Here is a 12,551-nt window from a genome sequence, read left to right on the forward strand (position 1 = left end):
ACCCCGGCCGCCAACGCCCCCGCCGTGCAACGCGCCACGGCGATCCCCTCCGGCGCAGGCAGCCCGGCACCCGCCCCGACGACCCAGCACGCGCCCGCGCCCTTGCTCGCCGCAGGCGCACCCGTCCGGAGCCTGACCCCCGCTCGTGCCCTCGCCCCCGTCCCGACACCCGCGGCACCCGCCGCAGGCCCGCGCCGGGCGACCCCCGTAGCCGTGCCGCTGCGCCGGACCTCGTCCCCGGGCAGCGGGCCGGCGGTACAGCGGGCCGTGGCCCCCAGCACTCCCGTCGGCCGTGCCGTGCCGCTCCTCTCGGCCGCCAACGCCAAGCCCGGTTCCGGGGCCGCCTTGCCAGTTGTCCAGCGCCATGCCTCCACCGCGACCCACGCGCCTGCCCCCGCCCCCATCCCCGTACAACGGGACGCAGGCGGTCCGCCCCAGCCGGCGGCCGCCAGAACCACCACGGCCGTCTCGGCGGTCTCGGCGCACGGGACCTCGTCGCGCGGGTCGTCCGGGTCCGGGTCCGCCAGTGACCCGCCGGCGGCGCACGACGACGAACTCCCGCCCGAGTACACCCCGGTCGCCAAGGGCCAGTTCGACCCCCGTTCCCTCACCGACTTCCAGCTCGACGAGCTGACGCACAGGCTGATCGGCCGGATCACCCGGCTGGTCCGCACCGAACTGCGGCTCGACCGGGAGCGGATCGGCAAGCTCCGCGACCCCCGCCACTGACCGGCGGCCACCCGGCAGCCGACACCCACGAGCACGACCCGTACCGCCCCGCACGCCCGCGCAGCACCCCGCACCCCGCACCCCGCACCACCGACGTCCGCAGAAAGGCCGCCCCCGATGTCCCGCGATCTCGACCCGGGCTCCACCATCTTCTTCACCCTGACCATCGACGGCGAGAGCCTCGGTTTCTTCAACGGGTGCGAAGGGCTCTCGTCCGCGGTGGAGATCGAGCAGCACCAGGAGGGCGGCAACAACGGGTTCGTGTGGCAGCTTCCGTCGCGTGTCACCTTCTCCAACATCCGGCTGACCCGCCCGCTGACCCCGGACACCACCAAGGTCGCGGCCTGGATCTCCTCCGTGACGACCGGGGTCAAGCGGCCGACCGCGCAGATCGCCGCGTTGCGGGCGGACGGTTCGGAGGTGGCCCGCTGGGGGCTGATCGACGTACTGCCGGTCAGCTGGCAGGGCCCCTCCCTGGACCCGGCCAACCCGGCCGTCGCCACGGAGGTCCTGGAAATCACCCACCACGGGTTCACGGACTGAGGGGGCGGCACCACATGGCAAAGGGAAGCAAGGGTGCGGGCAAGAGCCTCGTACGCGCCACGCTGGCCATCCACGAGCCGCCGGTCGGCACCAGCACCACCCCGGGCGCTCTGATCAAGACGTTCAAGCTCGACTTCAATCCGGCGCAGCTGACGCTGAGCCGCCGCGCCCAGTGGAAGACGACGCCCACCGCGGCCGTACGGGACGGCAACGTCCCGGAGTTCATGGGTCCCGAGCCCCGCGAGATGACGGTCGAGGTCTTCCTGGACTCGTCACTCGATCCGAACAGCAACTCGGTGCTGAAGAAGGTGGAGTCGCTGATGGCCTGCTGCGAGACGACGACGAAGAGCATCGCCGCCAAGCAGCCCTCGCCGCCCTGGGTGGTGTTCCAGTGGGGCTCGTTCTCCACGGCCCGCTTCACGGCGTACGTGAGTTCCGTGGAGGCGAACTACTCGCTGTTCGGCACGACCGGTGTACCGATCCGGGCCACCTGCCAGGTGACGCTGCACGAGATCCCCAGCAAGGCCAAGGGGCAGAACCCGACCTCGGGCGCGCTCACCGCGCAGCGCGTGCACCGCGTCGTCGCGGGCGACTCGCTGCAGTCGCTGGCCTGGCGCGAGTACGGCGACGCCGCCGCGTGGCGTGCCATCGCGGAGGTCAACGGCATCGACAACCCGGCCGATCTGCGGTCGGGCACGGAACTCCTGATGCCCTCGGCCGAGGAGGTGCGTTCCTGATGGTGCAGCCCGCGTACTCCACGCTCATCCAGGTGACCATCGACGGCAAACCGCTGCCGCCCGACTACGCCCCGATGCTCGTCGACGGCTGGGTCGACCAGGGCGCCGGGGTGCCGGCCGCGTTCCGGCTCACCTTCCGGGACCCGGACCGGGAGATCCTCACCAAGCTGGGCATCAGGTTCGGGTCCAAGGTCGTGCTCACCCCGATCGCCGACGGCAAGGGTGCCTCCGATCCGCTGCTGACCGGCGAGGTCACCGGCCTGGAGGCGGACTACGACGGCACCGGCACCTTCACCGTCGTGCGCGGCTACGACGCCGGGCACCGCCTGGTGCGCCGCCGCCGGGTGGCCGCGTACAAGAACCAGAGCGCCGCCGACATCGCCCGCAAGCTGGCCAAGGAGGACGGTCTCCAGCTCGGTGCGATCGGTGCGACGAAGACCGTGTACGAGTTCATCAGCCAGGCCAACGTCACCGACTGGGACTTCCTCTCCCGGCTCGCCGACGAGAACGGCGTGGTCATGTCGGTGAACGCGAAGGGCAAGTTCGAGTTCGCCAAGCCCAAGCCGGCCTCGGGGGCGCCCGGGGTCGGTACGGACGGGGACAAGAGTCCGTTCGTCCTCCAGGCCGGTCACGACATCCTGCGGCTGCGGGCCGCCGTCACCGCCGCCGACCAGGTCGGCAAGGTCCAGGCGCGCGGCTGGGACATCACCACGAAGAAGAAGCTCACCTCCATGTCGCTCGCGACGAAGAACCCCGGCGTCAGTATCGGCACCGCCCCGGGGGAGGCCGCCAAGAAGTTCAAGACCTCCACGCTCGTCGAGACCGGCACGCCCTACGACAAGCAGGCCGAGGTCAAGTTCGCCGCGGAGTCCCTCTCCGACGACGTGACCTCCTCGTTCGCCGAACTGGAGGTCGCCGTGCGCGGCAACCCCAAGCTGCGGCCCGGCGTTCCGGTCACGCTGACCGATGTCGGGGACCCTTTCCAGGGCAAGTACACCGCCACGTCCGTACGGCACGTCTTCGGCGACGGGCAGCACTACGAGAGCTGGGTGACCTTCAGCGGACGCCAGTGGCGCTCGCTGTACGGGCTCGCCTCCGGGGGCGGTTCGGCCGTCGAGCCCCGGATGCCGGGCGTGGCCAACGCGATCGTCACCAACGTCCAGGACCCGGACAAGCAGGGGCGGGTCAAGCTTCAGTTCCCGTGGCTGGACGACCAGTACGAGAGCGACTGGACCCGGGTGACGCAGTGGGGCGGCAAGGGCGGCGGCGGGATCTTCCCGCTGGACGTGGACGACGAGGTCCTCGTCGCCTTCGACCGGGGCGCACTCGACCACCCCTTCGTCATCGGCGGCCTCTACAACGGCAAGGACAAACCGACCCCGGTCACGGACGTCCCGCTGCACGACGGGCTGCGGAAGAAGGCGATCCGGCACACCCTGTCCGACCGGCAGGGCAACCGCGTCGACCTGCTCAGCCAGACCACCGGCACCCGTAAACAGGGCGTACGCGTCGCCAGCGGTGACGGCAGACTGACCATCAACCTCGACCGCACCAAGACCGAGATCACCGTGGACAGCAAGGGCACGGTCAGCATCACGGGCAGCAGATCCGTGTCGGTGGAGGCGGGCACCGACCTGACCCTGAGCGCGCGGCGCAGGCTGACCATCAAGAGCGGCGGGCTGCTCAACATCCAGGGCAGGAACGTCAACGTCAAGTCGCTCGGCGGGGCCGTTGCGGTGGACGCGGTGGGTGCCCTCAGCCTCAAGGCGGTCGGGACCGTCCAGGTCAGCTCCGTCGGCCAGGTGGGCGTCCGGGCCGTCAACGTCGACCTCATGGGCCTCGTGACGGTCAACAAGAAGCCGTATCCGATCCCGTGACGGCCGAGACGTACGCCCCACAACGCAGAAACAGACGAAGCAGGACCGAGACGACCAGGAGAAGGCGGGTGGCCCACTGATGGCCGAGCAGTTCGTCGGATCCGGCTGGGCCTTCCCGCTGCGCATCGGCCCCACCGGGGGCATCGCCCTGGTCAGCGGGGAGCGCGAGATCGAGGAGGCCATCCGGCTCGTCCTGGCCACCGCGCCGGGCGAGCGGCCGATGCGCCCGGAGTTCGGCTGCGCCATCCACGACCTGGTGTTCGCGCCGGTCAACGAGGCCACCGCGGGCCGCATCCAGCACGAGGTCTACACGAGCCTGGACCGCTGGGAGCCGCGCATCGAGGTGAGCGACGTCGAGGTGACCGCCGGCCGCGAGACCGAGCAGGGCGTGCTCTTCATCGACGTCCGCTACTCGATCCGCGGCACCAACAACCCGCGCAGCCTGGTCTTCCCGTTCTACGTCATCCCCTCCCACGACGAGCCGGACCCGGCTCCCGAAAGCGACAGCTGATGGCCCTGCCCTCCCCGAACCTCGACGACCGCCGCTTCCAGCAGTTCGTCGACGACGCCAAGCGCTACATCCAGCAGCGCGCCCCGGAGTGGACCGACCACAACGTCTCCGACCCGGGCGTCACCCTGGTGGAGACGGTCGCCCACATGGCCGACCAGATCGTCTACCGGCTCAACCGGGTGCCGGAGAAGAACCACCTGGCGTTCCTGGACCTGGTGGGCATCACCCTCTTCCCGCCCTCCGCGGCCCGTACGGACGTCACGTTCTGGCTCTCCGCGCCGCAGGAGGAGCCGATCCTCCTGCCGGTGGGCACCGAGGTCGCCACCACGCGCACCGAGAGCGAGGAGGCGGCGGTCTTCGCCACCGAGCTCGAACTGACCGTCGTGCCGAGCGAGTTGCGGCACCTCGTGGTCCAGCAGAGCGGTGAGCCCGTCGCCGACCGGACCGCCGACCTCGCCGAGGGCAAGGACGTCATGTGCTTCTCCGAGGCCCCGCGGCCCGGCGACTGCATGCTGCTCGGGCTCAGCGCCGCCGTGCCGCACTGCGCGGTCGGGATGGAGCTGGACAGCCGCGTCGACGGTGTCGGCGTGGACCCGCGGCAGCCGCCGCTGGTCTGGGAGGCGTGGACCGAGGACGGCTGGACCGAGTGCGAGGTCGACCGGGACGGCACCGGCGGCCTGAACCGGCCCGGCGAGGTGGTCCTGCACATACCCGGCGGGCACACGCTGTCCCGCACCGGCGGGCAGGAGGCGGGCTGGCTGCGCTGCCGGGTCACCGAACCGCTGCCCGACCAGCCCTTCTACACCACCTCCCCGACCGTCCGCTCCGCGGAGGCGTTCACCCTCGGCGGCACCACCACGGCCGTACACGCCGAGACGGTGTACGACGAGGCGCTCGGCGAGTCCACCGGTCTGCCCGGACAGCGGCTGCGCCTCGCCCACGCCCCCGTGGTCGGCGACACCCCTCCGGTGCTGCTGCAGACCGCCGAGCACGACGGCTGGACCGACTGGGACGTCGTCCCGTCCTTCGCCGCCTCCACCCCGCACGACCGGCACATCACCCTGGACGCCGCCACCGGCGACATCGCCTTCGGCCCGGCGGTACGGGAACCCGACGGCACCCTGCGCCAGTACGGGGCGGTGGCCCCCAAGGGCGCCGTCATCCGAGCCCTGCGCTACCGCACCGGCGGCGGCAGGACCGGGAACGTCGCCCGCGGTGCCGTCCAGGTGCTGCGCACGTCCGTCCCGTACGTCTCCGAGGTCGTCAACCGGGAGGCCGCGCGCGGCGGGGTCGACGGCGAGACGGTGGAGGAGGCGAAGACCAGGGCGCCCATCACGCTGCGCGCCCAGGAGCGGGCGGTGACCCTGCGCGACTACGAGGAGCTCGCCCGCCGGGCCGCCCCCGAGACGGCCCGGATCACCTGTCTGGAGGGCGACGAGGGCGAGCACGGGGCGTACGCGGTACGAGTGTTGGTGGTGCCCCAGGCCGTGCCCGACCCCGGTGGCCGGCTGCGCTTCGAGCAACTGGTGCCCGGCGACGCGCTGTTGCGCCGCATCACCCACTACCTGGACGAACGCCGCCTGATCGGCACCCGGTTGGCGGTGGGCCCGCCGTTCTACCAGGGCGTCACGGTGGTCGCCACGGTGCACGCGTTCCGCGGCACCGACACGGACCGGGTCCGCCGTCAGGCCCACGACGCCCTCTACCGCCACCTCGACCCGCTGACCGGCGGGGCCGACGGGCGGGGCTGGCCCTTCGGCCGTCCCGTGCAGTCCGGCGAGGTCTTCGCCGTGCTCCAGCGCGTACCCGGCGTCGAGCTGGTCGACGAGGTCCAGCTCCACCCGGCCGACCCCCTGACCGGCAAACGCGGCGACGCGACCAACCGCATCGACCTGCAGCCCCCGTCCCTGGTCTTCTCCTTCGACCACCGGGTGCGCGTGATCGGGGACCGGACGTGAGGGGCTCCGTCGACGGGCTGGGCTCGTCCGCGCCCATCGGGATGATGCTGCCCGCCGTGTTCGCCGACGACGATCTGGCACAGCGGTTCGTCGGCGGCCTCGACGACGTGCTCGCACCGATCCTGGCCGTCCTGGACTGCCTGGACTCCTACTTCACCCCGGCCCTGGCCCCGGTGGACTTCACCCGGTGGCTGGCGGGCTGGGTCGGCGCGGAGACCGACGGCACCGAGCCCGACGACCGGCTGCGCGCGGCCGTCGCCGCCGCCGCGTATCTGCACCGGGTACGGGGCACCAGCCGCGGTCTGTCCGAGGCGATACGCCTGGTCTTCGGTGTGACCCCGGAGATCACCGAGAGCGGCGGCGCCGCCTGGAACGCCCGGCCTCTCGGCCCGGTTCCCGGCGACCGCAGCCCGCGTCTGCACGTCACGCTCCGCCTGCCCGACCCGACCCGGGCCGACGAGCACCGCCTCGACAGCCTCGTGGCGGCCGCCCGCCCCGCCCACATGCCCTACACGGTCCAGGTGACCGCCGCCGAAAGGACTCCCGAGAGATGACCAGCCAGAACTCCGGCACAGGACGGGAGCCCGCCCGCAGCTGCGCCGAATGCGGCACCCGGGCGGAGCCCGGCCAGTCCTTCTGCGACTCCTGCGGTGCGGTACTCGGCTGGTCCGGCGGCCCGGACCGGGCCGACGCGGCTCGCAGGGACCCCGTACGCGCGGAGGCCGCCGCACCGGCACGGGACTCCGCCGCCGGGGCCGGCGGCTCCGGCGACCAGCCGGGATGGGACGCGTTCGCGACCCCCGGTGCCGGAACGGGTACGGCCCGTACGGGCCACGACCCGGCCGCCGCGGCAGCACCCGGCCCGGGCAGCGGCCGACGGGCAGAGGACGAGACCGGTTGGCCGGACGCCGGAGCCACCGGCCCGGGAACCGGTGCCGGCGCCGCCGGCCCGGGGACCGGTGTCCGCCTGGCCCGAAACGCCGGCCCCCGACCGGACGACGAGGGCGCGGACCACCACCCCTCGGGCCGGACCGGTGACAGCGGGGCCGCCACCGCTTGGTCCGGCGCACGGCGCACGGACACGACGGCCGACTCCGGGTCGGTGACCGGACCCCGGCAGTCGTACGGCACGGACGGCTCGGACGGCTCCTGGCGTTCCGGGACACGGCAGTCCGACGGCGGGGACGGTTCCGGGCGTACCGGGAGGGGCCACTCCGACGGCGCAGGCGGCTCCGGGCATACCGGGACACGCCAGTCCGACGGCGGGGACGGCTCCGGACGTGCCGGGACACGCCAGTCCGACGGCGGGGACGGCTCCGGACGTGCCGGGACACAGCAGGCGTACGCCGCGCCCGCGGGCTCCGGTGCGGCGCCGTCCTCCCCGCCGCGGCACGACCACCCCGCCACCGAGCCTGGCTCCGCCGGTGCGGGGCCTGCGGGACTCCGGGAGTGGGACACGAACTCCCCCGCCGCTCCGGCCTCCTACGGTGACCCCGACGTCCCCTCCGGCGCGCGGGACAACGCCCGCCCGGACACCGACACCCACCCGGGCATCCACCCCGACGACACCGCGGACACCGAGCCGGTGCCGACCACCGGGGGCCGGGGCCACCACCTGCCTCCGGACTCCGCCCACTCAACAGGCTTCTCCGGGTCCACCGACTCCTCCGACTCCACCGCCGAACGGGCCAGGTCCCTCCTCATCCCGGTGAGCGACCCCGAACCCCGCGCGCCCGCGGCCCCCGCCGTCGCGCCCGTACTGCCCGGACGCCCGGTGGCGAACCGCCCCCAAGTCCGCGCTCCGGGACCGGAGTTCGGCATGCAGGGCGGCACCCCCTGTCCCTGGTGCGCCACTCCCAACCTCCCCGACCGGCACTACTGCGGCCGCTGCGCCATGCCAATGTCCGGAGGCGGGCCGGCGGCCCCGGGCCGGCAGCCCTGGTGGCGCCGGATACCGGGCTTCGGCGTCGCGCAGACCCCGTGGGCCGGCGACCGCCCCCGGCTGCGCCGAGGCTTCGGCGCCGTCATGAACTGGGTCGTCGGCGGCCTCGTACTCGCGCTGATCGTCACCCTCGTGCTCAACATCGGCGCCGGGGTGGACGCGACCCGCGACCACTTCGCCAAGCGCGCCGCGGTGGGCCCGGACAGTGTGAAGGCGTCGCGCTCCTATCCCGGTCACCCCGCGCAGCGCGCCTTCGACAAGCTCAGCAACACCTGGTGGGGGCCGGGTGTCTCGGGGACCGGCGAGGGGCAGTGGCTGGAGGCCCGGTTCGCCCAGCCGACCCGGCTGCTGGACCTGGTCATCACCTCCGGTGTGTCGACCCAGCCGGACAAGCTCTCGCAGTCGGCCCTCCCGCACCGCATCGAGGCCTTGATCACCACAGCCGACGGCAAGAAGACCACCCGGATCATCAACCTGGACCAGAGCGCCGGCGGCCAGCGGCGCAAGTTCCGGGTCGGGGCGGTCTCCTCGGTGCGCTTCACCGTGAAGTCGGCCTACGCCACCGACGCCAAGAAGCAGGTGTCCATCGCGGAGATCGAGTTCTTCACCCGCTCGAACAGCAACAGCTCCTGACGGACGGGGACCCCGCACGGCACAACACGACACGGCACGACAAGGCACTGGGCCGCCGGGCATGCTCGGCGGCCCAGTGCCTTCGTATTCGATCCCTCTGTCATGGAACCCCTCTGTCACAGAGCGAGCACGAGCGCGAACGACGGCACCAGGGTCATCAGGACACCGAGCGGCCAGTACACCCGGGGTTCCAGGGCCGACCTGCGCCGCAGCGGGCGGTTGGCGAGCCACCAGGCCAGACCGAACAGCAGCAGGACCGGCCCGCCGACCAGCAGCCAGGGCAGCACGCCGTCGTTCTCCGTGGGCTCGCCGACGGTCCAGCCGAGCGCCTTGAGCGGCCAGTTCACCGCGAAGTACGACAGCAGCCACACCGGAACGACGCCGGGGACTCCCAGCAACAGGTTCACGCCCAGCACGGCCGGCAGGGACTTCCGCATGCGCCCAGTATTCATGCCGCGGGACCGACGGTGAGGTTCGGCCACGTTTCCCGAGCTGGTGGCGTGTTACCACCATTTACCCTCGGCTCGAACAAGTGCATGATGACCGGCGTTGTTGTTTCCGGGTCGGATGAGGTTCACGGTGCGTGGGCGAAGAGTGAGTACGCGGATGGTGGCGGCCCTGACCGTGTGCGTTCTCGGCGGCGGTCTCGCCGTCGGATGCGGCCCCACCGCCGACAGCGGCGACGGGGGCCCGGCGGGAAAGCGTGCGCCCCTCACCGTCGCCAAGGCCCCCGCCCAGCTCCCCGTGCCGCTCGGCAAGGGCAGCAAGGCGGCCGACGACTTCAACGGGGACGGGCACCAGGACCTCGTCCTCAACGATCTCGTGAAGCGCGACAGCCACGGCGACGACGCCGGAATCGGCGTCGTCTACGGATCGGCGCGCGGACTCGCCCCCGGCGCCCGGCAGTTGCTGAGCGCCGCCCGCAATGCCGCCGCCACCAAGGGGCAGTTGCCCGCCGTCTTCGACGCCGAGGCGAGCTGCGACCTCGACCGGGACGGCTACACGGACCTCGTCGTCTCGACCGACCCGCCGTTCGACGGACAGGGCCAGCCGCCCGTCCCGCTGCAGATCCTCTTCGGCTCGGCCCGGGGCCTGGCCGGCAAGGCCGTGAAGCTGGCGATTCCCCCGCAGGCACGTTTCGGCAACGACTGGCCGGACCAGCCGGTGTGCGGGGACTTCAACGACGACAAGGCCGAAGATCTCGTCGTGCACGCCTCCGACGGCCGACTCAGCTATCTGCGCGGGCCGTTCACCCGCAAGGGCGCCCCGAAGGCGGCCGGAGCGCCGCTCGCCTCGCCGGGGAACGTGCCCACAGCACCGGCCGTGGACGTAGACGGCGACGGCTACGCCGACCTGCTCGTCCGTACCGCCGAGGGTTCCGCCGCCTCCGCCTCCACCTCCTACCTCGTCCCGGGCGGACCGACCGGGCCCGCCGGTACCGAGATCGCCCTCCCGACCGGTGTCGATGTGGCGTTCGGCCGGTTCGGGAAGGGCAAGGGGCTCGACGCGGCGATCGGTTCGATGAAGGGGACCGCCCTGCGCTACGACGTTCCCGGCACCCTGCGCGGTGAACTCGGCATCGCGGGAACCGTCCTGGACTCCGGGGACTTCGACGGGGACGGACTGAGCGAACTCGTCTCCAGCGGTTCCGAGTTGCGGATCCTCAAGGGCCGTACGACGGGTCTGTCCAAGGCCGGGATGGTGACCGTGCCGCCGCCCGCCCGGGGCACCACCCGCGTGCTGAAGGTCGCCGACCTCGACGGGGACGGGCGGACCGATCTGGTCGTGCGCACGTACCGCGGGGACACCAAGGACACGATCGCCGTGTACCCGGGCACGAAGAAGGGCCTGCTCGCACGCGAGCCCGAACTCACCTTCTCCACCTCGGAGTTCCTGGGCCTGGACAGCTGATGCGACACCGTTCGAGGACCGGGCCCGCCGCGGTGGCAGTCGCCCTGGTCGCGAGCCTCGCCGCGGGCTGCGGCGGTGACGGCTCCCCGGACCGCACGGCCGGCGGACCGAAGAGGCCCGCCGCCGGAAAGCCGTCCGACGACCCGGACCCCGGGGACTTCAACGGCGACGGCCACGACGACTTCGCGACCGTGGTGTACTCGGAGTCCAAGGACAAGAAGCGGTACGCCGAGACGCTCACGGTGGTCTACGGCTCCCCCGACGGCCTCAACTCCGCCTCCGCACAACGGACTCCGGCGAGCAGGGAGGCGGGCGAGAAGGGCGCGGGCTTCGTCTCGGGCCCGCTGCGCACCGACCTCGACGGCGACGGCTTCACCGACCTGGTCGTCGGCCGCGGGAAGGCCGGCGCCCCGCTCGGGACCCTCGCCCTCTTCGGCGGCGCCCGCGGTCTGGGCAGGGCCACCGAACTGGCCCTGCCCGACGGCTTCCAGCCGCGCGCCGCCGCCGACTTCGACGGGGACGGTTCCGTCGACCTGCTCGACGGCGGACACGGCGGCACGGGCGACCCGAACCCGACCGGGCCGGGCACCGACGGGCTGCTGCTGTACGGCCCCTTCGACCGCACCGGCACCCCGAAGCGGCAGGCCGTCCTGGACCTCGACCAGCAGGGGTACGCGACACCCTCCTCGGCCACCACCGGCGACTTCGACGCCGACGGGAAGGCGGAGGTGGTGTTCACGTACGGCTTCGACGCGGAGGAGGACGAGAGCGCGCCCGAGGACCTGCACACGGTCGGCTACTACGAGGGCGGCGCGGACGGACTCGTACGCGACGCCGCGCTCGAACCTCGCATCAGCAAGGCGGTGGCGACCTTCGACGGGCCGCGTACGCCGGCCGCCGGTGACGCGGACGGTGACGGCATCGACGATCTGCTGCTGCCCACACAACTCGCCGTGGCGCCGGCGGACATGCCCGCGGAGGGTGGTGCGCTGACCATCCTGTACGGGGCCAAGTCCGGGCTCGGGAGCGGGCGTTCGGAGTCGGTCATCGAGGGCGAGGGCGGGGAGAAGCGGCGGATCGACTTCGGGTCGTCGCCGGCTGTCGGAGACGTCGACGGCGACGGGAAGCCGGATGTCGTCGTGAACACGCCGGGCTATCGGGGGCGCGACGGGAAGGTGACCTTGTTGCCGGGTGGGGCGTCGGGGGTGCCGTCCGCGGATGGGGAGCAGGCCGTTGATCCGCTGACCGAGGGGTTGCCGGGGACGCCCAATCCGCACAAGTGGAACGCGTTCAGCCATCAGCCGCCGTTGCTGGATGTGGATGGTGACGGGCATTCCGATGCGGTGGTGTTCGCGCCGTTGTGGGAGAAGCGGGCGGGGGCGTTTTTGGTGTTGCGGGGGAGTGGTGAGGGGTTTGAGGCGGGGAGGGTGCAGCTTGTTTCGCCTGGGGAGCTTGGGGTGCCGTTGCGGTTGAAGTGAACCGGGGGTTCGGTTGTCGGGAGGCTGCGGGTCCGCTGTGGCTGGTCGCGCAGTTCCCCGCGCCCCTGAAAAGCGAAGGATGCCCCCCTCCTGCACCAGGCACCCGAGCTTCCTCGCAAGTCACTCAAGAAAACTGCCGTCCCCATACAACCCTGCCCCCTCCCCAAGGGTCTTGTGATCGCCAACCGTCTGTAAAGCCCAGGAGAACTCCGGGCGAATGCGAGCGGTACGC

At 72.4% G+C, this 12,551-nt stretch carries 11 protein-coding genes; 10 read left to right on the forward strand and 1 reads right to left on the reverse strand.

Annotated elements, in window-relative coordinates:
• Positions 1 to 24 precede the first annotated feature (24 nt).
• The 8 genes from ACFWXQ_RS29150 (at position 25) to ACFWXQ_RS29185 (ending at position 8,930) form a co-directional block, all read left to right on the forward strand.
• Positions 25 to 729 carry an extensin gene (locus ACFWXQ_RS29150; RefSeq protein ID WP_383935370.1) on the forward strand — a complete coding sequence of 235 codons (705 nt, stop codon included), beginning with the start codon at positions 25 to 27 and terminating at the stop codon, positions 727 to 729.
• A 117-nt stretch (positions 730 to 846) separates the two neighbouring features.
• Entirely contained in the window at positions 847 to 1,272 is a 426-nt protein-coding gene (locus tag ACFWXQ_RS29155) for a phage tail protein (RefSeq protein WP_383935368.1), read from the forward strand.
• Between the two features lie 14 nt (positions 1,273 to 1,286).
• Positions 1,287 to 2,009, forward strand: coding sequence for a LysM peptidoglycan-binding domain-containing protein (locus ACFWXQ_RS29160; RefSeq protein ID WP_383935366.1), 723 nt, complete (start codon positions 1,287 to 1,289; stop codon positions 2,007 to 2,009).
• The gene (locus ACFWXQ_RS29165; protein WP_383935365.1) at positions 2,009 to 3,886 is read left to right on the forward strand and encodes a VgrG-related protein; all 1,878 of its coding nucleotides are present in this window, start codon (positions 2,009 to 2,011) and stop codon (positions 3,884 to 3,886) included. The genes ACFWXQ_RS29160 and ACFWXQ_RS29165 overlap by 1 nt, the downstream gene beginning before the upstream one ends.
• A gap of 79 nt (positions 3,887 to 3,965) precedes the next feature.
• On the forward strand, positions 3,966 to 4,397 hold the full coding sequence (locus ACFWXQ_RS29170; protein ID WP_200397270.1) for a GPW/gp25 family protein: 432 nt from the start codon (positions 3,966 to 3,968) through the stop codon (positions 4,395 to 4,397).
• Complete coding sequence (locus tag ACFWXQ_RS29175) at positions 4,397 to 6,355, forward strand: putative baseplate assembly protein (protein WP_383935362.1); 1,959 nt, start codon at positions 4,397 to 4,399, stop codon at positions 6,353 to 6,355. Before ACFWXQ_RS29170 ends, ACFWXQ_RS29175 begins: the two co-directional genes overlap by 1 nt.
• Positions 6,352 to 6,909 carry a phage tail protein gene (locus ACFWXQ_RS29180; RefSeq protein WP_055618562.1) on the forward strand — a complete coding sequence of 186 codons (558 nt, stop codon included), beginning with the start codon at positions 6,352 to 6,354 and terminating at the stop codon, positions 6,907 to 6,909. Before ACFWXQ_RS29175 ends, ACFWXQ_RS29180 begins: the two co-directional genes overlap by 4 nt.
• On the forward strand, positions 6,906 to 8,930 hold the full coding sequence (locus ACFWXQ_RS29185) for an NADase-type glycan-binding domain-containing protein (protein WP_383935360.1): 2,025 nt from the start codon (positions 6,906 to 6,908) through the stop codon (positions 8,928 to 8,930). The genes ACFWXQ_RS29180 and ACFWXQ_RS29185 overlap by 4 nt, the downstream gene beginning before the upstream one ends.
• 116 nt (positions 8,931 to 9,046) lie before the next feature.
• On the opposite strand, the gene ACFWXQ_RS29190 is transcribed toward ACFWXQ_RS29185, so the two are convergent.
• A complete protein-coding gene (locus ACFWXQ_RS29190; RefSeq protein ID WP_383935358.1) occupies positions 9,047 to 9,367 on the reverse strand; it encodes a hypothetical protein in 321 nt (106 codons plus the stop codon).
• A gap of 169 nt (positions 9,368 to 9,536) precedes the next feature.
• Between ACFWXQ_RS29190 and ACFWXQ_RS29195 the strand changes: the two genes are divergently transcribed.
• Together ACFWXQ_RS29195 and ACFWXQ_RS29200 are read left to right on the forward strand one after the other, a co-directional pair.
• Positions 9,537 to 10,841, forward strand: a complete 1,305-nt coding sequence (locus tag ACFWXQ_RS29195) for an FG-GAP repeat domain-containing protein (RefSeq protein WP_383935485.1) — start codon at positions 9,537 to 9,539, stop codon at positions 10,839 to 10,841.
• Positions 10,841 to 12,319, forward strand: a complete 1,479-nt coding sequence (locus ACFWXQ_RS29200; protein ID WP_383935356.1) for an FG-GAP and VCBS repeat-containing protein — start codon at positions 10,841 to 10,843, stop codon at positions 12,317 to 12,319. The genes ACFWXQ_RS29195 and ACFWXQ_RS29200 overlap by 1 nt, the downstream gene beginning before the upstream one ends.
• Positions 12,320 to 12,551 lie beyond the last annotated feature (232 nt).

This window comes from Streptomyces sp. NPDC058697 (genome assembly GCF_042715345.1).
Lineage (GTDB): Bacteria > Actinomycetota > Actinomycetes > Streptomycetales > Streptomycetaceae > Streptomyces > Streptomyces liliifuscus.